General features: G+C 73.4%; 19 protein-coding genes. 11 read left to right on the top strand and 8 right to left on the bottom strand.

Annotation, left to right across the window (positions count from 1 at the left end):
* Nucleotides 1-57 precede the first annotated feature (57 nt).
* Nucleotides 58-273 (bottom strand): hypothetical protein, encoded by a 216-nt coding sequence (locus tag BKA22_RS18020; protein ID WP_146954344.1) that lies wholly within the window; start codon nt 271-273, stop codon nt 58-60.
* On the bottom strand, nt 270-1,883 hold the full coding sequence (locus tag BKA22_RS18015) for a glycosyltransferase family 2 protein (protein ID WP_146954345.1): 1,614 nt from the start codon (nt 1,881-1,883) through the stop codon (nt 270-272). The genes BKA22_RS18020 and BKA22_RS18015 overlap by 4 nt, the downstream gene beginning before the upstream one ends.
* A 305-nt stretch (nt 1,884-2,188) precedes the next feature.
* On the opposite strand from BKA22_RS18015, the gene BKA22_RS18010 reads away from it, so the two are divergent.
* The gene (locus tag BKA22_RS18010; protein WP_146954346.1) at nt 2,189-3,574 is read left to right on the top strand and encodes an aspartate aminotransferase family protein; all 1,386 of its coding nucleotides are present in this window, start codon (nt 2,189-2,191) and stop codon (nt 3,572-3,574) included.
* Nucleotides 3,575-3,619: 45 nt separating this feature from the next.
* Here BKA22_RS18010 and BKA22_RS18005 read toward each other — a convergent pair whose 3' ends face one another.
* Nucleotides 3,620-4,300, bottom strand: a complete 681-nt coding sequence (locus tag BKA22_RS18005) for a TetR/AcrR family transcriptional regulator (RefSeq protein WP_146954347.1) — start codon at nt 4,298-4,300, stop codon at nt 3,620-3,622.
* 137 nt (nt 4,301-4,437) lie between these two features.
* Between BKA22_RS18005 and BKA22_RS18000 the strand changes: the two genes are divergently transcribed.
* Both BKA22_RS18000 and BKA22_RS17995 read left to right on the top strand, forming a co-directional pair.
* Nucleotides 4,438-5,967, top strand: coding sequence for an MFS transporter (locus BKA22_RS18000; RefSeq protein ID WP_146954348.1), 1,530 nt, complete (start codon nt 4,438-4,440; stop codon nt 5,965-5,967).
* Nucleotides 5,968-6,105: 138 nt separating this feature from the next.
* The gene (locus tag BKA22_RS17995) at nt 6,106-6,552 is read left to right on the top strand and encodes a hypothetical protein (RefSeq protein ID WP_179561852.1); all 447 of its coding nucleotides are present in this window, start codon (nt 6,106-6,108) and stop codon (nt 6,550-6,552) included.
* 62 nt (nt 6,553-6,614) lie between these two features.
* Here BKA22_RS17995 and BKA22_RS17990 read toward each other — a convergent pair whose 3' ends face one another.
* On the bottom strand, nt 6,615-7,313 hold the full coding sequence (locus BKA22_RS17990; protein ID WP_223203711.1) for an alpha/beta fold hydrolase: 699 nt from the start codon (nt 7,311-7,313) through the stop codon (nt 6,615-6,617).
* A gap of 315 nt (nt 7,314-7,628) precedes the next feature.
* On the opposite strand from BKA22_RS17990, the gene BKA22_RS17985 reads away from it, so the two are divergent.
* Complete coding sequence (locus BKA22_RS17985) at nt 7,629-7,997, top strand: PASTA domain-containing protein (protein WP_146954349.1); 369 nt, start codon at nt 7,629-7,631, stop codon at nt 7,995-7,997.
* 98 nt (nt 7,998-8,095) lie between these two features.
* Here the strand turns inward: BKA22_RS17985 and BKA22_RS17980 are convergent, their stop codons facing one another.
* The gene (locus BKA22_RS17980; RefSeq protein WP_307725902.1) at nt 8,096-8,551 is read right to left on the bottom strand and encodes an Lrp/AsnC family transcriptional regulator; all 456 of its coding nucleotides are present in this window, start codon (nt 8,549-8,551) and stop codon (nt 8,096-8,098) included.
* Between the two features lie 222 nt (nt 8,552-8,773).
* On the opposite strand from BKA22_RS17980, the gene ald reads away from it, so the two are divergent.
* The 4 genes from ald (at nt 8,774) to BKA22_RS17960 (ending at nt 14,618) form a co-directional block, all read left to right on the top strand.
* On the top strand, nt 8,774-9,910 hold the full coding sequence (ald, locus tag BKA22_RS17975) for an alanine dehydrogenase (protein ID WP_146954351.1): 1,137 nt from the start codon (nt 8,774-8,776) through the stop codon (nt 9,908-9,910).
* Between the two features lie 63 nt (nt 9,911-9,973).
* Complete coding sequence (locus BKA22_RS17970; protein ID WP_146954352.1) at nt 9,974-11,029, top strand: NAD-dependent epimerase/dehydratase family protein; 1,056 nt, start codon at nt 9,974-9,976, stop codon at nt 11,027-11,029.
* Nucleotides 11,026-13,131, top strand: a complete 2,106-nt coding sequence (locus BKA22_RS17965) for a M3 family metallopeptidase (protein ID WP_146954353.1) — start codon at nt 11,026-11,028, stop codon at nt 13,129-13,131. The genes BKA22_RS17970 and BKA22_RS17965 overlap by 4 nt, the downstream gene beginning before the upstream one ends.
* A 122-nt stretch (nt 13,132-13,253) precedes the next feature.
* Nucleotides 13,254-14,618 carry a M20/M25/M40 family metallo-hydrolase gene (locus tag BKA22_RS17960; protein WP_146954354.1) on the top strand — a complete coding sequence of 455 codons (1,365 nt, stop codon included), beginning with the start codon at nt 13,254-13,256 and terminating at the stop codon, nt 14,616-14,618.
* Between the two features lie 55 nt (nt 14,619-14,673).
* Here BKA22_RS17960 and BKA22_RS17955 read toward each other — a convergent pair whose 3' ends face one another.
* The gene (locus BKA22_RS17955) at nt 14,674-14,922 is read right to left on the bottom strand and encodes a DUF5703 family protein (protein WP_146954355.1); all 249 of its coding nucleotides are present in this window, start codon (nt 14,920-14,922) and stop codon (nt 14,674-14,676) included.
* Between the two features lie 101 nt (nt 14,923-15,023).
* Here BKA22_RS17955 and BKA22_RS17950 point away from each other — a divergent pair, with 101 nt between their 5' ends.
* Nucleotides 15,024-15,362, top strand: coding sequence for a primosomal protein (locus tag BKA22_RS17950; RefSeq protein WP_179561851.1), 339 nt, complete (start codon nt 15,024-15,026; stop codon nt 15,360-15,362).
* 42 nt (nt 15,363-15,404) lie between these two features.
* Here the strand turns inward: BKA22_RS17950 and BKA22_RS17945 are convergent, their stop codons facing one another.
* A complete protein-coding gene (locus BKA22_RS17945; protein ID WP_146954356.1) occupies nt 15,405-16,367 on the bottom strand; it encodes an aldo/keto reductase in 963 nt (320 codons plus the stop codon).
* A gap of 120 nt (nt 16,368-16,487) precedes the next feature.
* Here BKA22_RS17945 and uppP point away from each other — a divergent pair, with 120 nt between their 5' ends.
* Nucleotides 16,488-17,378, top strand: a complete 891-nt coding sequence (gene uppP, locus BKA22_RS17940; protein ID WP_146954426.1) for an undecaprenyl-diphosphatase UppP — start codon at nt 16,488-16,490, stop codon at nt 17,376-17,378.
* Nucleotides 17,379-17,390: 12 nt separating this feature from the next.
* Here the strand turns inward: uppP and BKA22_RS17935 are convergent, their stop codons facing one another.
* Nucleotides 17,391-18,422 (bottom strand): CorA family divalent cation transporter, encoded by a 1,032-nt coding sequence (locus BKA22_RS17935; protein WP_223203712.1) that lies wholly within the window; start codon nt 18,420-18,422, stop codon nt 17,391-17,393.
* A gap of 61 nt (nt 18,423-18,483) precedes the next feature.
* Between BKA22_RS17935 and mshC the strand changes: the two genes are divergently transcribed.
* Nucleotides 18,484-19,755 (top strand): cysteine--1-D-myo-inosityl 2-amino-2-deoxy-alpha-D-glucopyranoside ligase, encoded by a 1,272-nt coding sequence (gene mshC / locus BKA22_RS17930; RefSeq protein ID WP_146954357.1) that lies wholly within the window; start codon nt 18,484-18,486, stop codon nt 19,753-19,755.
* Nucleotides 19,756-19,774: the final 19 nt, after the last annotated feature.

Genomic DNA, 19,774 nt, shown 5'->3' with positions numbered 1-19,774 from the left:
TCGGGGCCTTCGTCGTTTCCGCAGTGGGTCCCGCACGGGGGCGAGGTCGTCCGGGAGTCAGCTCGGCGGGTGGATGCTGCGGTCCTCGGCGCGGCGGTTGTCGCGGCGCAGCCACCGGCTCGGGTGCATCTTCGGCAGCACCTTGGACAGCGCGAGCGCGCCGTACATGACGGTGTTGATCGCGACGAACGCCGCGAGGATCCGCACCGGTGCGGACGTCAGCAGGGTGGCGGGCAGCACCGCGGCGGACGCGTCGAGCACGAGCGGGGTCATGGTCGCCCGCCCGCCGGCTGCGGGACGGGGGCCGGAGCGGTGTGCACGACGTGCTTCCAGCTGGCCTGCCGGCCGAGGGAGATGTCGAGCACGCCCTTGACGTAGACGATGTCGAGGAACGCGTCGAAGACGAGCTCGGGCAGCAGGGCGGCGGCGAGCAGGCGGGCGCGCCAGCCGCCGTGCCACACGGTCACGACCCGTTCGAGGGCGAACAGGCCGCCCAGGCCGATCCAGAACGGGAACCAGATCATCTGCTCCGCGCTGAGCGTCGCGAGAGTGACGAGCAGGAAGTACGCGCCGAGTGCGATCACGCCGTACCCGATGCCGAGCTGCTGCGCCCAGTAGCGGAAGGTGCGGGGGGTGACGCCGTACGCACCGAGGTTCTCCAGCGCGCCGCGCTGCCAGCGCAGCCTCTGGGCCCACAGGGTGCGCCAGGTGGGCATGACCTCGGTGACGACGGTGCACTGCGGGGGAGAGGTCATGAGGGCGCCGAGGGACTTCAGGGCGAGCGTCAGCTCGTTGTCCTCGGTCAGCGCCGCGGTGTCGTAGACGTCTCCGAAGGTGCCGGGCAGCCGGGTCCCGCGGCCGTCGGCGACGGCGCGCAGCGCAGCCGGGCGGAACAGCGAGGCGGTGCCGGTCAGCACGAGCACCCGTCCGTCGCGGCGGCGCATCTCGCGGGCGTAGCGGATGTACTCGTTGCGCTGGAACTGGCCGAGGACGCCGGCGCCCTCCTCGCCGTAGAACAGGCCGCCGAGGGCCATGAGCGCGCGGTCGGCGCTCATGCGTGCGACCGCCGTCTCGAGGAACCCGGCGTCGAGCATGGTGTCGGCGTCCATGACGAGCACGGTGTCGTTGTCGCCGAGCTCGGGCAGGACGCGGGCGAGGACCTGGTTGAGCGCGCCCGCCTTCTTGCGGGTGTTGGCCACGGTCTCGACGACCTCGACCCCGGCGCGCCGTGCCACCTCGACGGTGCCGTCGGTGCAGTTGTCCGCGATGACGACGATGCGCTCGGGCGGGTGCGACTGGGCCTTCAGGGAGGCGATCGTCGCGGGCAGCGAGTACTCCTCGTCGTGCGCGGGGATGAGCGCGGCGACGGTGACCGGGCCTGCGAAGACCCCGCGCGTCGCGGCCATCACGAGCTTGGGTGCCAGGGGGTCGGTGCGCTGGTCGACGGAGCGTCGCGACCGGGTGGAGATCCGCTGCTCGAGCAGTGCGACGCCGGAGGCGAGCAGGACGGCCAGCAGGAGTGCCGCGAGCAGGATCCGCGGCGGCGGCAGCTCGGTGTCGTAGAGCACGTGCCAGACGCCGAGCAGGATCCCCTCGTGCAGGCCGGGGGCCTCCTCGGGGACGTCGACGGCGAGCAGGAGCCACAGGGCCGTCGCCGCGCTGGCGGCGATCGCGAACACGGCGAGCCCGACGGCCCTCTGGGCCCAGGGAGCGGTCGTCGGGGGCGGGGTCTCGGCGGGATCGCTCGGGCGCTCGCGCGCCGGCCGCGGCCGGGGGACGTCGACGAGAACTCCTGCGGACGGCACGTGCGGGGCGCGGTCCTGGGGGCGCAGGGGTGCGGGCGCGTAGGTGACGGGGCCGTCGTGGTCGTCGCGGCGTGACATGTCCGCTCCCGCCTTCAGGTCGTGCGCCCCGGGGTGCGGGGTCGACCGACCCATCGACCGTGCGGGTGCTCCGGTGAGCCGGCGGACCGGGTGAGACGCATGCCCGCTACGGGTGAATCGCGTGCCGGTGCACCCGGGAGGTCGACGCCGACCGGGCGGCTGCGGATTTCGTGGCCCGCGCGCGTCAGAGGCGCGATTTCATCGGCGTTACGGGCATATGACGGAGGTAATCACTCGTCGAAGGCTGTCCAACCCGACGTCGGGATGCCATCATGAGGGCTCGCAGCCAGATGAAGGAGCCCCCGATGCCCACCCGCACCCCGGTCGTCCTCGACCGCACCCGGATCGCCGAGCTGACCGCACGCGAGTCCGCGCGGCTCGACGAGCGCACCCCGGCGTCGGCCGCCCTCTACGCGCGGGCCCGCCAGACGCTGTCGGGAGGTGTGGCCTCGTCGTACCAGGTGCGCGACCCGTGGCCGATCTACCTCGAGCGCGGCGAGGGCTCGGCGGTGTGGGACGTCGACGGCAACCGGATGGTCGACTTCCACAACGGGTTCGGCTCGATGGTGCAGGGTCACGCCCACCCGGCGATCACCGAGGCGGTCACGGCCCGGATCACGCGCGGCACGCACTTCGCGGCGCCGACCGAGGATGCCGTCGTGGTCGGCGAGGAGCTCAAGCGGCGGTGGGGGCTGCCGCGCTGGCGGTACGTCAACTCCGGGTCCGAGGCGACGATGGACGCGATCCGGATCGCCCGCGCCCTGACGGGCCGGGACACGATCGTCAAGGTCTTCGGCTCGTACCACGGCCACCACGACTACGTGATGGTCTCCATCGGCGTCCCGTACGGGGAGATCGGCGACCGGGACGACCTCGCTTCGCTGCCGTACGGCGCGGGGATCCCGCAGTCGTCGGTCGACATGACGATCCCGGTGCCGTTCAACGACGCCCCGGCCATGGAACGTCGCATCGAGCGGCTCATCGCCGAGGGTCGCAAGCCGGCCGCGGTCATCATGGAGGCCGCCATGATGAACCTCGGCATCGTGCTGCCCGAGCCCGGGTACCTGGAGGCCGTGCGCGAGATCACGCGGCGGCACGGCATCGTGCTGATCTTCGACGAGGTCAAGACCGGCCTGTGCATCGCGGCGGGCGGCGCGACCGAGCGGTTCGGCGTGACCCCGGACATGGTCACGCTCGCCAAGGCGCTCGGTGGCGGTCTGCCGCTGGGCGCCATCGGCGGCACCGAGGAGGTCTTCGAGGCCGTCGAGAGCGGGAAGGTCTACCAGGTGGGGACCTACAACGGGAACCCGCTCGGCGTCGCGGCCGCGCGGGCGAGCCTCGAGAAGGTCCTCACGCCCGAGGCCTACGCCCACCTCGACGCCCTCAACGAGCACATGGTGACCGGCTGCCAGGCCGTCATCGAGGAGTTCGGCCTGCCGGGCTACGCCGTGGGCGTCGCCTCCAAGGGCTGCGTGACGTTCGCCCCGGAGAAGATCGTCGACTACGAGTCGTTCAAGAAGTACCAGGACGGCGAGCTGGCCGACCTGGCCTGGCTGTACAACATGAACCGCGGCGTGTTCATGACCCCCGGGCGCGAGGAGGAGTGGACGCTGTCGGTCCAGCACACGATCGCGGACTGCGACGTGTTCATCGACGCCTTCGCCCAGCTGGCGGCCGACCTGACGCGCTGACGGGGGAGCCTGTGATCGTGATCCCCGCAGCGGGTCCGCCGGTCGCTAGCGGGACCCGGCGGGTTCCGGTACGGGGGCGCAGGTGGCCAGCGGGACGATGACCTCGTCGATCATGCGCTCGACGAACCCCTCCTCGAGCGAGCCGCCGTTGGCCAGCTTGTGGTACGAGAGCAGCGCCGGCCCGACCATGGCGATCATCTCCAGGTCACGTCCGGCGGGGACCTCACCGCGCGCCTGCGCGCGCTCGAGGACGGCGCGCATGAGCCCGACCTTGGACTTGACGAACTGCTCGCGGAAGATCGCGGCGACCTCGGGGTCGTCCTGCACGATCGACCAGACGCCGGTCAGCGCGTCGTCGTTGGCGTTGTTCACCCGGGTGGCGAGCCGGCGCATGGCGGCGAGGTCGCCGCGCAACGAGCCGGTGTCGGGGACGTCGTCGATGCTCAGCCTCGCGCTGCGGTTGCACACGAGGGCGTCGGCGGCCAGCCGCACCTTGGAGGGCCACCGGCGGTAGACCGTGGCCTTGCCGGCGCCGGCGCGGTCGGCGACCGCGTCCATGGTCATGCCGTCGTACCCGCGTTCGGCGAGCAGCTCGAGCGTGGCGGCGAGGATCGCGTCGTCCTTGGCCTCGTCACGGCGTCGGCCGGGCCGTGCCGCGGGTCGTGCCGCGGGTCGAGGCACGGGTCGCTCCGCGGTGAGCTCGGCCGGGCGCTCCTGCGCGCTCATCGTCGCGCTCCTCTCGTCGGGCCCCCATTGTCGGGCACGGGGCGTGCTGGAGCAAATACGAGACCGGGGGGTTCCGGAACCGGCCAGTTCTGTATTAGCGTCGGGGTACCGACCACGACGTCCCCCGGAGCACACCCATGTCGTCCAGCACACCCGCACCCACCGGTGCACCCGCGGCGCTCGACCGCGCCGACCACCCCCGCCGACGCTGGTTCGTCCTGGCGACCGTCGCCCTCGCCCAGCTCATGGTCGTGCTCGACGCGACCATCGTGAACATCGCCCTGCCCTCCGCCCAGGCGGACCTCGGCTTCAGCGACAACGACCGCCAGTGGGTGGTCACGGCCTACGCCCTCGCGTTCGGCAGCCTGCTGCTGCTCGGCGGGCGCCTGGCCGACCTGTTCGGCCGTCGACGGATGTTCCTGCTCGGCCTGGTCGGCTTTGCGGTCGCCTCGGGCCTCGGCGGCGCGTCCCAGACGTTCGGGCAGCTCGTCGGCGCCCGCGCGCTGCAGGGCGTGTTCGGGGCCATGCTCGCCCCGGCCGCCCTGTCCGTGCTCACCACGACGTTCACCCAGCCCAAGGAGCGCGGGCGCGCGTTCGGCGTCTTCGGGGCGATCGCCGGCATGGGTGGGGCCATCGGCCTGCTGCTCGGCGGCTACCTGACCGAGTACCTCGACTGGCGCTGGAACCTCTACGTCAACGTCGTCATCGCCGTGATCGCGTTCGCCGCCGGCCTCGTCCTGCTGCCGCGCGGCGGTCGCACCGGGCACGGACGGCTCGACGTCGTCGGCGTGCTGCTCGGGTCGGCCGGGCTGTTCGCCCTGGTGTACGGGTTCTCGCAGGCCGAGCCGAAGGGCTGGGACTCGCTCTCCACCTGGGGGCCCCTGGTCGCCAGCGTCGTGCTGCTCGCCGGGTTCGTGGTGCGCCAGCGCACCTCGTCCGCACCCGTCCTCCCGCTCGCCGTCATCCTCGACCGCGACCGTGGCGGGGCGTTCCTGGCGATCCTCGTCGCCGGGTCGGGCGTGTTCGGGGTGTTCCTCTTCCTCACGTACTACCTGCAGACGACCCTCGACTACACCCCGATGCAGACCGGTGCCGCCTTCATGCCGATGGTCGTCGCGATGATCATCACGGCGCAGCTCCAGACGAACTTCCTGGTGCCGCGGTTCGGCCCCAAGCTGCTCGTCCCGATCGGCATGCTGCTCGCGGCGTCCGCGCTGCTGTGGTTCACGACCCTGCAGGTCGACTCCGGCTACGGCCGTGTCGTGCCGGGACTGGTCGCCCTCGGGATGGGGATGGCCTCGATCATGCCTGCCTCGTTCCAGATCGCCACGCTCGGCGTGGAGCCCCGGCACGCCGGTGCGGCCTCGGCCACGGTCTCGACGAGCCAGCAGGTCGGTGGGGCGATCGGCACCGCGCTGCTCAACACGCTCGCGGCGACCGCGGCGACCCGCTACGTCACCGACCATGCGCCGGCGACCCCGGAGGTGCTGGCCCAGGCTGCGTTGCACAGCTTCTCCACCGCGTACACCTGGTCGGCGGTGATCTTCCTGCTCGGCGCCGTGGTCACGGTCACGCTGTTCCGCACCCGTGCGGCCCGGACCGCGCTCGTCGCCTCGACGGTGCGGCCCGCCTCGGTGGTCGAGGAGGCTCCGGTCCTCGCGCACTGACCGCGGCAGACCCGGGCTCGGCGCGCCTCGGGTCGGCCACCGACGGGCCCGTCCCCACCCCACCGGGTGCGGGGTGGGCCCGTCGTGCTCCTCGGGTCACGGGACCGGCGCGTTACCCCCCGGGGGTATCCTTGTCGCGTGACGGACCCGATGACCGCCCGACCAGGGCTGACCGCGTGCGCGCTGTGCTCAGGGGAGACCCTCGGTGACGCCGACACCCTCCCCGGGGGGCAGCGCGAGCGTCTGGAGTGCCTCGGACGAGCCGGCGTCGCCCGCCTGACGTTCGTCGACTGCCTCGACGAGTGCGAGCGCGGCGACGTGGTGGTCGCGCGCCCCGCGCGTCCGGGGCGTGAGGCCGGCGCCGCACCGGTGTGGTTCGAACGGCTCGCCGGGGACGAGGCGACCGAGGTCCTCGAACGCTGGCTCGTCGCCGGCGGGCCGGGTGTCGCGCCTCTGCCGGACGGGTTGCAGGCGCACGTGCTCGCACGCGGTCCGGGTGACGAGGAGCCTGCCGACGGCCTGGCGTCCTCCGTCGAACCATCGGCCCTGCACGGTGCGGCGCACGATCCGTCGCTCGACGGCTGACGCCTGCCCTGCCTCCGCGGGACGTCGCGGGGACCGCAGTCGGCGGGGGTTGAGGCGGACGGTCAGACGAGCAGGCCGGCCTCGCCGCGGCGCAGGTGGTGCATCGCGTCGAGCAGCACCCGGTTGAAGGCCACCGGCGCGTGGCTGTTCACGTCGTGCCCCGCACCGCGCACGACGTGCAGCCGCAGGTCGGGCAGCACCCCGCGGTAGCGGCGCTCGTCCATCCGCAGCGGGTCGCGCGAGCCGTTGACGATCCACACCGGCAGCTGCAGCCGTCGCAGGTCAGCCAAGGGGGAGTACCCGGCCAGGGCCGCGAGCATGTCGGTGACGACGTGCCACGTGCCACCGCCGAGGTGCAGCCAGCGGGTCACGTGGTGCGAGGCGTGCCGGTAGGCGCCCAACGGCTTGCCGCGCAGCTCGGTCGAGCACCCGGCGAGCACGACACCGGCGAGCTTGCTCTGGTGCTCCCCGGCGTAGCCCAGGGCGGCGTAACCGCCGAGCGAGAGACCGACCAGCAGGGGAGGCGTCGCGCACGAGGCCACCGCGTCGTCGATCGCGGTCATCGCGCCGTCCCACGTGAAGCGCTCGTCCGCACGGGCGCCGTGCCCCGGCAGGTCGAGCGCGACGGTCGGGTGCCCGGAGCGCGTGAGCGCGTCGACCTGGCGCTGCCAGATCGCGGACGAGGTGCGCGTGCCGTGCACGAGCACGATCGGTCGGCGGATGATGGTCTCCTCGTCGGGCGGGGGTGGCTCCGGTGCCACGCTGCTGGGCGAGCGTAACGGCGGCTTCTGGGAGACTCCTGGGTCCCCTCAGCGCATGCGGGACCCACGTCCCCCGCGACCAGGCAGGACGTCGTGTCTGTGATCTTCGACTCATGACCATTTGTGCCGTGGTCCGAAATTGGGTCGGACCGACGCCTGCCCGCCACGTACGGTGGAGGGGCAGGGGGCCCCGAGCCGACCGATGGTCGGTCTCGTCGTCGTGCCCACCCCGACCGGGTGCGCGCGATTTCCGCTGCCCTCCCGTGCACCCATGGGAGGGCGGGATCCACGCTCGACCCGCCCAGGAGGGCAATCATGAAGCAGTCCATCGTCCGTTCCGGTGTGATCGTGGCGTTCGCCGCCGCGCTCCTCGCAGGGTGCTCGGACTCCGGGTCCGACTCCGCCGAGGAGACGACCCCGGCCGCGACCACCGCAACGACCGAGTCCGTCCCCGACGGCCAGGTCGAGGTCACCTCGCAGACCAACCTGCTGCTCGTCACCGCGCAGGAGACGCTCGAGGCGTCCGGTCTGACCGTCGAGGCCGTCGACGTCTCCGGCCAGGGCCGTGCGATCGACGACCCGACCACGTGGGTCGTCGTCTCGCAGGACCCCGAGACGGGCACCGTCGACGCCGGCACGACCGTCACGCTCCAGGTCCGGATGACCACCGACCCGGCCTCCTGACCTGGTCGTCTGACCTCGTCGCCTGGCGAACGCTCAGGCCCCGTGCCCTGCCGGGTACGGGGCCTTCGTCGTCCCCGGGACCTGTGCGGCGCCGTGGTTCACCGCGAGGCGGTCGTCGGTGCGTGCAGGTGCTCGAAGACGATGCTCGTCTGGGTGTGGGCGACCTCGGGCCGGGTGCTCAGGTGCTCGACGACGAACGCGCGCAGGGCCGGGGCGTCACGGACGGCCACGTGCACGAGCACGTCCTCCGAGCCCCCGAGCATGTAGACGTCACGCACCTCGGGCCGGTCGGCGATCCGGCGTGCGAACTCGGCCAGGCGGGCGCGGGCGGCCGCCTGCAGGCGCACGGCGATGATGGCCTGCAGCCCGCGTCCGACCGCCTCGGGGTCGATGACGGCGTGGAAGCCCCTCAGCACCCCGGCGTCGAGCAGCGCACGCACCCGGGCGTGGCACGTCGAGGGGGCGATGCCGGCCGCGGCCGCGAGGTCCTTGTTGGAGATCCGCCCGTCGCGCTCCAGCTCGCTGAGGATCTGACGGTCGATCGCGTCGAGCACCAGGGGTCTGGTCGGAGCGACCGGGTTCGCCGCGGTGGCGTCGGCGAAGGAGGTTCGTCGCGGGCCCGCGCCCGGACCTGGGCCTTTCGAAGATTGTGGCGACATGGACCGACGATACCGAAGGAACATCAGTCGTCATCCACTCGCAACACACGAAGTTCACACTGGGACGTGACGTAGACCACAGCCGCTGCGGCGGCCCGCACCCCCGGAGCACCCCCCATGAGGATCGCCGTCCCCCGTGAGGTCAAGAACCGCGAATACCGCGTCGCCGTGACGCCTGCGGGCGTCCAGCAGCTCGTCCGCGCGGGCCACCAGGTCGTCGTGCAGTCCGGCGCCGGCGTCGGCGCAGGCATCCCCGACGACCAGTACGCCGCCGCGGGGGCCGACCTGGTCGCCGACGTCGACCGGGTCTGGGGCGAGGCCGACCTCGTGTGCAAGGTCAAGGAGCCGATCGCCTCCGAGTACCGGCACCTGCGCGAGGACCTCCTGCTGTTCACCTACCTGCACCTCGCGGCCGACAAGCCCGGCACGGACGCCCTGCTGTCCGCCGGCACCACCTCGATCGCCTACGAGACGGTGCAGCTCGCCGACGGCTCGCTGCCCCTGCTCGCCCCGATGAGCGAGGTCGCCGGCCGGCTCGCCCCGCAGGTCGGTGCCTACCACCTCATGACCAACGAGGGCGGCGAGGGCGTGCTGCTCGGCGGCGTGCCCGGCACCGCACCGGCCAAGGTCCTCGTGCTCGGCGGTGGTGTCGTGGGCAGGCACGCCACCGAGATCGCCGTGGGCATGCGCGCTGACGTCACCGTCCTCGACCTGTCCGTGCCGCGGCTGCGCGAGATCGACGCGGCCTTCGGTGGCCGGGTGCGCACGCTCGCCTCGAGCGCATGGGTGCTCGAGCGCGAGCTGCTCGACGCCGACCTCGTCATCGGCGCCGTGCTGGTGCCCGGTGCGCGCGCCCCTCGCCTGGTCACCGACGACCTGGTGGCCACCATGCGCCCGGGCTCGGTGCTCGTGGACGTGGCCGTCGACCAGGGTGGCTGCTTCGAGTCCACCCGCGCCACGACGCACGACGCCCCGACCTTCAAGGTCCACGAGTCCGTCTTCTACTGCGTCGCCAACATGCCCGGCGCCGTGCCCGTGACGTCCACGCGCGCCCTGACCAACGCGACGCTGCCGTACCTGTCGGCGTTGGCGGACCAGGGGTGGAAGCAGGCCGTGCTGGCCGACCCCGCCCTGGCCGGCGGCCTGACCACGCACGCCGGTGCCCTGTTCAACGCACCCGTGGCGCACGCGCACGGCTACGCCGCGCACACCGTGGCCGAGCTCGGCGCGACGGCCGGTGCCAGCCTGAGCTGACCGGCAGGTCTGCCCACGGCAGAACCCGGTGCCGCCCGCCGGTCGTGCCCCTACCGTCGGCCCATGGCGACAGCACTGGTCATCGGTGGCAGCGGGCAGATCGGTCGGGCGGCGGTCGCCGCTCTCGTGGCCGACGGGTGGGATGTGCGGGTCCTGACCCGGGACAGCGAGCGGCACGGGTCCCTCGTGCGCTCCTGGGGCGCCGAACCGGTCGTCGGCGACCGCCGCGAGCCCGACGCCCTCGCCCGGGCGCTGCGCGGCGGCGTCGACGTGCTCGTCGACGTGGTGGCCTTCGACGACCGTGACGCCGAGGGCGTGCTCGCGCATCGCGACCTGGTCGGCTCGGCGGTGGTGGTCTCCAGCGCCGCGGTGTACGTCGACGCGGTCGGCGACGGCTTCGAGACCGAGCGGTTCGGCACGTACCCCGACCCGATCGGCGAGGACCAGCCGACCGTCGCGCCCGGCCGGGGTGGCTACGCCGCCGGCAAGGTCGCGCTCGAGCAGGCCTGGCTCGCGGCCGCCGACGTCCCGGCGACGGTGCTGCGGCCCGGCGCGGTGCACGGCCCCGGCTGCGTCCAGCCCCGCGAGTGGCTCTTCGTGAAGCAGGCGCTCGACGGACGGCGCGTGCGGGTCCTGTCCTACGACGGCACGAGCCGGTTCCAGACCACGTCGACAGCGGTGATCGGCGAGCTGGTCCGTCGTGCCGCGGCACGGCCGGGACGCCGTGTCCTGAACGCCGCCGACCCGCAGGCACTCACCGTGGCCGAGATCGCCGACGCGGTCGGGGCCCACCTGGGCCACGCCCCGCGCACCGTGACGTTCGCGGGGCCGCCCGTCGGTCCGGTCGGTGCGACCCCGTGGTCCGTGCCGGGGCCGGTCGTGCTCGACGGCACCCGCGCCGCGGACGAGCTCGGGTGCACCGACCTGCCCGGCTACCGCGCGAGCGTCGGCGCGGCGATCGACGACCTCCTGGCGGTCGCGTCCCGCGTCGAGGACTGGCGCGAGGCGTTCGGCGGCTTCGCCCGGATGGAGGCGGCCATGGGTCCGTTCCTCGACTACGCGGCCGAGGACGCGTGGCTCGCCACGCACGAGGGGCGCTCGGCGATGATGGAGCCATGACGTCCATCGCCGCCGGCGCACCCGTACCCCTCGACCCGACCAACCCGTTCGCGCAGCCCTCGACGCTGCCGTACGGCCTGCCGGACTTCACCGCGATCCGTGAGGAGCACTACCTGCCGGCGCTGCTGGCCGGGATGGCCGAGCAGCGCGCGCAGGTCGAGGCCGTGGCGAGCGACCCGTCCCCGGCCACCGTGGAGAACACGTTGGAGGCGCTCGAGCGCTCCGGGCGCCTGCTGCACCGGGCGGCCACCGCGTTCTTCAACCAGTCCAGCTCGGATGCGACGCCCGGCCTGGAGGACATCGAGGAGCAGGTCGCGCCGCTGCTGGCCGCGCACGACGACGCGATCCACCTCGACGCGCGGCTCTTCGCCCGGCTGGAGTCCCTGCAGCAGCAGGTCGCGGCGGGCGAGCTGGAGCTGCCCGCCGACACCGCCTGGCTGCTGCACCGCCAGCACACGGCGTTCGTGCGCGCCGGTGTCGGCCTGGACGGCGCGGCGCAGGACCGGCTGCGCGAGCTCAACGGCCAGATCACCAGCCTGGAGGCCGCGTTCGGCCGCAAGCTGCTCGCCGGGGCGAACGCCGCCGCCGTGCTCGTGACCGACCCGGCCGAGCTCGACGGGCTGCCGGACGACGCCCGGGCCGCCGCCGCCCAGGCCGCGGCCGACCGGGGTCACGCCGGGGCGTGGCTCATCGAGCTGCAGCTTCCGACGCAGCAGGGCCCGCTGGTCCAACTGCGCGACCGCGGCCTGCGCGAGCGGGTGCTGCGGGCCTCGGCCGGTCGAGGTGCGACCGGCGACGAGCACGACACCCGCGCGACGATCCTCGAGCTCGTCCGGCTGCGCGCCGAACGCGCGATCCTGCTCGGCTACGAGCACCACGCCGCCTACGTCGCTGCGGACGCCACCGCCCGGACGGCGGAGGCCGTCGAGGCGATCCTCGGGCGCCTGGCGCCCGTCGCGGTCGAGAACGCCCGTCAGGAGGCGGTGGACCTGACACAGGCCCTCGAGAAGGACCACCCGGGTGCGACGCTCGAGGCCTGGGACTGGGCCTTCTACGCCGAGCAGGTCCGCAAGGAGCGCCGCTCGCTCGACGACGCGCTCCTGCGGCCCTACCTCGAGCTCGACCGGGTGCTCACCGAGGGCGTGTTCCGCGCCGCGGGCCTGCTGTACGGGCTGACGTTCGTCGAGCGTGAGGACCTGGTCGGCTACCACCCCGACGTGCGGGTCTTCGAGGTCTTCGACGCCGACGGCAGCGCCCTCGGCCTGTTCCTCGGCGACTACTGGACCCGGGAGTCCAAGCGCGGCGGGGCGTGGATGAACAACCTCGTCGACCAGTCGTCGCTGCTCGACGAGCGGCCGGTCGTCGTCAACAACCTCAACATCCCCAAGCCGCCGGCGGGGGAGCCCACGCTGCTGGCGTGGGACGAGGTCATCACGATGTTCCACGAGTTCGGGCACGCGCTGCACGGCCTGTTCTCCGACGTGCGCTACCCCTCGCAGTCGGGCACCGAGGTGCCGCGCGACTTCGTCGAGTTCCCCTCGCAGGTCAACGAGATGTGGGCCTGGGACCCGACGATCCTGCGCTCGTACGCCGTGCACCACCGCACGGGCGAACCCATGCCCGCGCAGTGGGTCGACACGCTGCTGGCCGCACGCCAGGACGGCGAGGGCTTCGCGACGACGGAGTACCTGGCGGCCGCCCTGCTCGACCAGGCCTGGTACCGGCTCGCGCCGCAGGACGTGCCCACCGACGTCGAGGACGTGCTGGCGTTCGAGGCCGCCGCGCTCGAGCGGGCAGGGGTCGCGTTCGCCCCCGTGCCGCCCCGGTACCGCACGACCTACTTCAACCATGTCTTCGGTGGCGGGTACTCGGCCGGCTACTACTCCTACATCTGGTCCGAGGTGCTCGACGCCGACACGGTCACGTGGTTCGAGGAGAACGGCGGTCTGCTGCGCGCGAACGGCGACGCGTTCCGCGCGAAGCTGCTCTCGCGCGGCGGCTCGCTCGACCCGATGGACGCGTTCCGCGACCTGCGTGGACGCGACCCGCGGATCGACCCGCTGCTCGTGCGCCGCGGTCTGACCGGGTCGCAGGCAGGCTGACCCACGTGCCCGTGCGGCCCGACGTGGTGCCCAGGGCACGCGTCGGGCCGCACGTGTCTCGCCCCGTGGTCCGTCACGGGCGTCCCGTGGCTCGGCGATGACCTGCGGGTACGGTGGAGGTCATGCCCTCCGAGCCCGTTGCCGCCGTGCCTTCTGCCGTGCCCTCCGCCGTGCCCACCGCCGTGACCGCCGAGGACGAGGTCCTCGGCCTGTGCCGCGACCTGATCCGGTTCGACACCTCGAACTACGGCGACAACACCGGGCCGGGGGAGCGGGCGGCCACCGAGCACGTCGCCGGGCTGCTCACCGAGGTCGGCCTGGACGTCGAGGTCTTCGAGAGCGCACCGGGTCGCACCAACCTGGTCACCCGGCTCGCCGGTGCCGACCCGTCCAAGCCCGCGCTCGTGCTGCACGGGCACCTCGACGTCGTCCCGGCCCGCGCCGAGGACTGGACCGTCGACCCGTTCGCCGCCGAGGTCACCGACGGCCTGCTGTGGGGTCGCGGCGCGGTCGACATGAAGGACATGGACGCGATGATCCTCGCGGTCGTGCGGCAGATGGCCCGTGAGGGTCGCCGTCCGGCGCGCGACGTGGTCGTCGCGATGTTCGCCGACGAGGAGGCCGGTGGCACCTACGGCGCCCACTGGGTCGTCGACCACCGACCCGAGCTGTTCGAGGGGGCGACGGAGGCCATCAGCGAGGTCGGCGGCTTCTCCGTCGAGGTCGGCGGGCGGCGGGCGTACCTGGTGCAGACAGCCGAGAAGGGCCTGGCGTGGCTGCGGCTGCTCGCCGACGGGCGGGCCGGGCACGGCAGCCAGGTCAACGACGACAACGCCGTGACGCACCTCGCGGAGGCCGTGGCGCGGCTCGGCCGGTACGCCTGGCCGCTGCACCTGACCCCGACCGTGCGTGCGCTGCTCGAGGGTGTCTCAGCCCTGACCGGGCTGCCGTTCGACCCCGAGGACCCCGCCGGCGTCGACCGGCTCGTCGCCGCGCTCGGCCCGGCCTCCCGGTTCGTCGGCGCGACGCTGCGCAACACCACGAACCCCACGCAGCTGACGGCCGGGTACAAGGCGAACGTCATCCCCGGTCAGGCGCAGGCCGCGATCGACGGCCGGTTCCTGCCCGGCCAGGAGGCGCAGTTCGACGCGACGGTCGCCGAGCTCGTGGGCCCGCACGTGCGCGTCGAGCACATCCACCGGGACACCGCGCTCGAGGTGCCTTTCACCGGCTCCCTGGTGGACGCCATGGTCGACTCGCTCGTCGCGGAGGACCCGGGCGCGGCCGTGCTGCCCTACACGCTCTCGGGCGGCACGGACAACAAGTCGCTGTCGCAGCTGGGGATCGTCGGCTACGGCTTCGCGCCGCTGCGGCTGCCCGCCGACCTGGACTTCGCCGGCATGTTCCACGGCGTGGACGAGCGGGTGCCCGTCGACGCCCTGGCATTCGGGACGCGGGTGCTGGACCGGCTGCTCAGCACCTACTGATCAGCACCTGCTGACAGGCGCCTGCTGACGGGCGCCTGTCAGCAGGCGCCGGGGGTCAGCCCAGGGCGTCGGACAGGGTGCTGCGCACCCGGATGATCCGCCGCCGCAGCCACACCTTGCGCTCGCCGCCCGCGTACAGCCGCGTGCGCGCCAGCTCCCAGCGGCCGTACTCGGCCTCCTCGGTGAGCATCCGCCGCGCGTCGTTGCGACTGGTCGAGCGCCCGATGGTGAGCACCCGGTACTCGTACTGGCCGCCCTGCTCACGCCAGTCGCTGCGGTTCGTCCGCTTCGCCCCGTCCGCCATCGCTCACCCCGTCCACGTCGCGGTGTACCGCCCGTCACATCCCGCCCGACCGGGGCGGTATCGCTGTGCCATTGTGCCCCGCGCGGCGCTACGGTCGTCGCATGACCGTCGACCCGCGTGCCGCGCTGGACCGCCTGATCGCCGCCCTCGAGGCGCACTACAACGCCGTGGCCGCCCGGCACGGCGAGGACGACCCCGCGGTCGACGACGCCTACGACGTGCTCGCCGACGCGTTCGAGGTGTACGACGACGCGCTCGGCACCGTGCACGGTGAGGCCACGCCGTTCTACCTCGCCGAGGAGGACGACGACGAGGACAGGGATGACGAGGACGCCGAGGACGAGGGCGAGGACTGGGTGGCCGAGGGCGAGGACGAGCTCGACGACGACTACGACGACGGGGACCTCGCGGACGAGCCGACCGGGCTCACCAGCCGCTGACGCCACCGGAGGGCGCGAGCCGGCCGTCGGGCCCAGAGGCGTTCAGAAGCGCTCGGGATAGCCGAGCGCCGGGGCGCTCACCTCGTCGAGCGCCCGGCGGATCTCGACCGGCAGCACGAGGTCCTCGGCGGCCAGCGAACCGCGCAGCTGGGCCGCCGTCCGCGCGCCGACGATCGACGAGCTGATGCCGGGCCGATCGCGCACCCAGGCGAGTGCCACCTCCAGCGGCGAGCGCTCGAGCCCCTCGGCAGCCGTGACGACGGCCTCGACGACCGCGGCCGAGCCGCGCGTCAGGTACGGCTGGACGAACCCGGCCAGGTGCGGGGAGGCCGCGCGGGAGTCCGCCGGGATCGTCCGGCGGTACTTGCCGGTGAGCACCCCGCGGCCCAGCGGCGACCAGGCGAGCAGGCCCGCACCGAGCGCGGTCGCGGCCGGGGCGACCTCACGCTCGATCCCGCGCTGCAGCAGCGAGTACTCCGCCTGCACCGCACCCAGGCCCACCTCGTGGTCCAGGAGCGTCGCTGCGCGGGCCACCTGCCAGCCGGGGTGGTTCGAGAGCCCGACGTAGCGCGCACGCCCGGTGCTCACGGCCAGCCGGAGGGCGTGCACGGTCTCCTCCAACGGCGTGCGCGGATCCGGCGACTGCACGAGCCAGACGTCCACGTGATCGGTGCCCAGCCGTCGCAGCGAGGCGTCGAGCGTGCTCAGCAGGTTGCCCCGCGAGGCGTCGACGACCCCGCCGGCCTCGGTGCGCCGCACACCCGCCTTGGTGCACAGGACGACGTCCTCGCGAGGGACGACGTCTCCCAGGAGCGCACCGACCAGCTCCTCGGCGCCGCCGTCGGCGTACGAGGCCGAGGTGTCCAGGAGCGTGCCGCCTGCGTCCACGAAGTCGCGCAACAGCTCGGAGGCCTCGTGCGGATCGGTGTCACGGCTCCAGGTCATCGTGCCGAGGCCGAGGCGGGACACCCGCAGTCCGCTGCGTCCCACGTGCCTGAGCTCCATGGTCCGCAACAGTAGTGCCCGGTCCTGCGCGCACGAGCGCAGCGCGGATGGGCGCTGCTTCGCGAACCGGTGCAGGTCGGGCCGGGCTGGCGGCTATCGTTGCCGCTCGTGACCTCGGGCATGGGTGCAGGTGAAGCGATCGTCCTCGGACTGGTGCAGGGACTGACGGAGTTCCTGCCCGTCTCCTCCAGCGCGCACCTGCGCATCGTCGGGGAGCTCATCGGCTCGGCCGACCCGGGCGCGGCGTTCACCGCGATCACCCAGCTCGGCACCGAGAGCGCCGTGCTCCTCTACTTCCGTCGCGACATCGCCTCGATCTGCACCTCGTGGTGGCGGGCGGTCCGCGGAGACCTCGGAACCGACCTGCGCTCGCGTCTGGGCATGCCCGTCGGGCGGGTCGCCGACCACGAGGCGCTCATGGCCTGGTTCATCGCGCTGGGCAGCGTGCCGATCGTCTTCCTCGGTCTGCTGTTCAAGGACGCGATCGAGGCGCCGTTCCGCAACCTGTGGCTGATCGTCCTGACGCTGACGGCCTTCGGCCTGCTGCTCGGGTGGGCCGACAAGCGTGCCGCGCAGCGCAAGACCCTCGCCCAGCTCGCACCGCGCGACGCCGTGAAGTTCGGGCTGTGGCAGGCGCTCGCGCTGATCCCCGGCGTCTCCCGTTCGGGCGGCACCATCACCGGTGGCCTGCTCATGGGCTACACGCGCGAGGCCGCGGCCCGGTACTCGTTCCTGCTGGCGATCCCGGCGGTGTTCGGTTCGGGGCTCTTCCAGCTCGCGTCGAGCTTCGGCGACTTCGGCACCGCAGGAACCCCCGGCCTGGGGGTCACCCTCCTGGCGACGGTCGTCGCGTTCCTCGTCGGGTACGTCGTGATCATCGCGTTCCTCAAGATCGTCTCGACGTACAGCTACCGGCCGTTCGTCTGGTACCGGCTCGGGCTCGCGGCGCTCGTCGTGGTGCTGCTGCTCACGGGCACGCTCGAGGCGACGTCCGCCGTCCCGGCGTCCTGAGCGGGGCCTGGCTCAGAGCCAGCCGGACCGCTTGAACAGGCGGTACAGCACCAGGCACGCGGCACCCATGCCGAGCACGGCCAGCGGGTAGCCGATGGACCAGCCGAGCTCGGGCATGAACCGGAAGTTCATGCCGTAGACGCCGGCGACGAGCGTGGGCACCGCGATCATCGCCGCCCACGCGGAGATCTTGCGCATGTCCTCGTTCTGCCGCACGGAGACCTGGGCCAGATGCACCTCGAGCATGTCGGCAAGCAGCGAGTCGTGGGTGTCGAGGTGGCGGTCCACCCGGTCGACCGCGACCTGCACGCGCGCCAGCCACGGGTGCACCGTCCGCCTGCCCCGGGCGTCCTCCGCGTCGGCGACCAGGTCGGGCACGACCGACGTGACCGGGCCCAACGACCGGCGGGCCTCGGCGATCTCCCGCTTGAGGCCGTAGATCAGCTGCAGCGGGTCGTCGGGCTGCACGGTGCTGAACACGGCACGTTCGGTCTCGGCGACCGCCTCGCCGAGCGAGACCTCGACGTCCGTGGCGCGTGCCACGAGAGCGAGCACCAGGGCCGCGAGCACCTGACGTGCGCCCTCGTCCGCGATCGGCGGCCCCTGCGTCAACCTCTCGGCCGCGAGCTCGGTGACGCGTCCCGGCCCGGTCTCCACCGTCAGGGTCACGTCCTCGCACACCAGGCACGCCAACGAGCCGGTCAGCACGTCGCGGGAGTGCTCGACGTAGGCGAGCGTCGGTACGACGACCAGCAGCTCGCCGGTCGCTGCGCGCTCGACGCGGGCGCGCGCCGGGTGGCGGCTGCCGAGCCACGGCGTGCCCGGACCGTGGTGCTCGAGGAGGGCGACCGCGGACGCGTCGAGGTCGAGCCGGCGTGCCGCCTCGACCATGTCCGCCCCGTCGTCCAGGGCGATCCACCGGGCGTCGTGCGCGGAGCGTCGCCCGGCGGGACGGCGGCCCCCGCCCTGCTCGGTCGATCGCGCGCCCGCGGCGTCGGCCTCGTCGGACCATCCGTCGTGCCCCAGCACCGTCACCCGTTCCACCTGGGCATTGTCGACCCGGACACCCCCCGACCGCGGGACGACGAGCGGTTAGGCTTCCGCCGTGCTCACCTGGCCGGCCCCGCAGATCCCTCAGCTCCCCGGCCGTGGCGGTCCCGTCCGCGTGCGCGACACCTCCTCCGGTCGGCTCGTCGAGGCCGCGCCCGGGCAGACCGCGAGCCTGTACGTCTGCGGCATCACCCCGTACGACGCGACGCACATGGGCCACGCGGCGACGTACGTGCACTTCGACGTGCTCGTGCGCGCCTGGAAGGACGCCGGCCGCACGGTCCGGTACGCGTCGAACGTCACCGACGTCGACGACCCGCTCCTCGAGCGCGCGGCCGCGACCGGGGTCGACTGGCGGGCGCTCGCGGTCGAGCAGACCGCGCTGTTCGCCCAGGACATGACGGCGCTCGGTGTGGTGCCCCCTGACGTGTACGTGGGAGCCGTCGAGTCGGTCCCGGCCGTCGTCGACGCGGTCGAGCGCCTGGTGGCCGCCGGTGCGGCGTACCGCGTCCCGACGCCCGACGCGCTCGACGGCGGTCTCGGTGACGTGTACGCGGACCTGGCTGCCGACCCCTCGTTCGGCGCGGTCGCGGGGCTCGACGCCGCGTCGATGGTCGCGCTGGCTCGTGAGCGCGGCGGCGACCCGGACCGCGAGGGCAAGCGGTCCCCGCTCGACCCGTTGCTGTGGCGTCGTGAGCGCGCCGGCGAACCTGCCTGGGACGGCGCGACGCTCGGGCGCGGTCGACCGGGCTGGCACATCGAGTGCGCCGTCATCGCGCGTGACGGCCTGGGCCTGCCGTTCGACGTCCAGGGCGGCGGGTCGGACCTGGTGTTCCCGCACCACGAGATGAGCACGTCGCATGCCCGGCTGCTCGACGCGGGACGGGGCGCGGCCACGCACGTGCACACCGGCATGGTCGCGTACCAGGGCAGCAAGATGAGCAAGTCGCTCGGCAACCTCGTGCTGGTCTCCCGCCTGCGCGCCCAGGGGGTCGACCCGATGGCGATCCGGCTGGCGGTGCTGGCGCACCGGTACCGCGACGACTGGGAGTGGACCGACGCGGGCCTCCTGCAGGCCCAGGAGCGGCTGGGTGCGTGGCGAGCGGCGATGTCCGGCAACGGCGGCCTCGACGCGGCGCCGACGCTCGCCGCCGTGCGCGAGGCGCTCGGAGACGACCTGGACACCCCTCGTGCACTCGCCGCGGTCGACGACTGGGCCGAGCGCACCCGCTCGGGTGCGGCCGCTCCTCAGGTGCAGGAGTGGGCGGAAGGGGCGCCGGGAGTCGTCGCACGCACCGTGGACGCGCTGCTGGGCATCCGGCTCTGACGGCCACGCAGGGGCGCTG

The organism is Cellulomonas soli, assembly GCF_013409305.1.
Classification (GTDB): Bacteria; Actinomycetota; Actinomycetes; order Actinomycetales; family Cellulomonadaceae; genus Cellulomonas; species Cellulomonas soli.
The sequence above is the reverse complement of the archived record's forward strand: the minus strand, read 5'-3'. Positions and strand labels throughout refer to the sequence as shown.

Coding starts and splice junctions, on each gene's coding strand:
- BKA22_RS18020 (WP_146954344.1), bottom strand. CDS start 273: ATGACCCCGCTCGTGCTCGACGCGTCCGCCGCGGTGCTGCCCGCCACC.
- BKA22_RS18000 (WP_146954348.1), top strand. CDS start 4,438: ATGTCGTCCAGCACACCCGCACCCACCGGTGCACCCGCGGCGCTCGAC.
- BKA22_RS17965 (WP_146954353.1), top strand. CDS start 11,026: ATGACGTCCATCGCCGCCGGCGCACCCGTACCCCTCGACCCGACCAAC.
- ald (WP_146954351.1), top strand. CDS start 8,774: ATGAGGATCGCCGTCCCCCGTGAGGTCAAGAACCGCGAATACCGCGTC.
- BKA22_RS18010 (WP_146954346.1), top strand. CDS start 2,189: ATGCCCACCCGCACCCCGGTCGTCCTCGACCGCACCCGGATCGCCGAG.
- BKA22_RS17950 (WP_179561851.1), top strand. CDS start 15,024: ATGACCGTCGACCCGCGTGCCGCGCTGGACCGCCTGATCGCCGCCCTC.
- BKA22_RS18015 (WP_146954345.1), bottom strand. CDS start 1,883: ATGTCACGCCGCGACGACCACGACGGCCCCGTCACCTACGCGCCCGCA.
- BKA22_RS17945 (WP_146954356.1), bottom strand. CDS start 16,367: ATGGAGCTCAGGCACGTGGGACGCAGCGGACTGCGGGTGTCCCGCCTC.
- BKA22_RS17985 (WP_146954349.1), top strand. CDS start 7,629: ATGAAGCAGTCCATCGTCCGTTCCGGTGTGATCGTGGCGTTCGCCGCC.
- BKA22_RS18005 (WP_146954347.1), bottom strand. CDS start 4,300: ATGAGCGCGCAGGAGCGCCCGGCCGAGCTCACCGCGGAGCGACCCGTG.
- BKA22_RS17960 (WP_146954354.1), top strand. CDS start 13,254: ATGCCCTCCGAGCCCGTTGCCGCCGTGCCTTCTGCCGTGCCCTCCGCC.
- BKA22_RS17955 (WP_146954355.1), bottom strand. CDS start 14,922: ATGGCGGACGGGGCGAAGCGGACGAACCGCAGCGACTGGCGTGAGCAG.
- uppP (WP_146954426.1), top strand. CDS start 16,488: ATGGGTGCAGGTGAAGCGATCGTCCTCGGACTGGTGCAGGGACTGACG.
- BKA22_RS17970 (WP_146954352.1), top strand. CDS start 9,974: ATGGCGACAGCACTGGTCATCGGTGGCAGCGGGCAGATCGGTCGGGCG.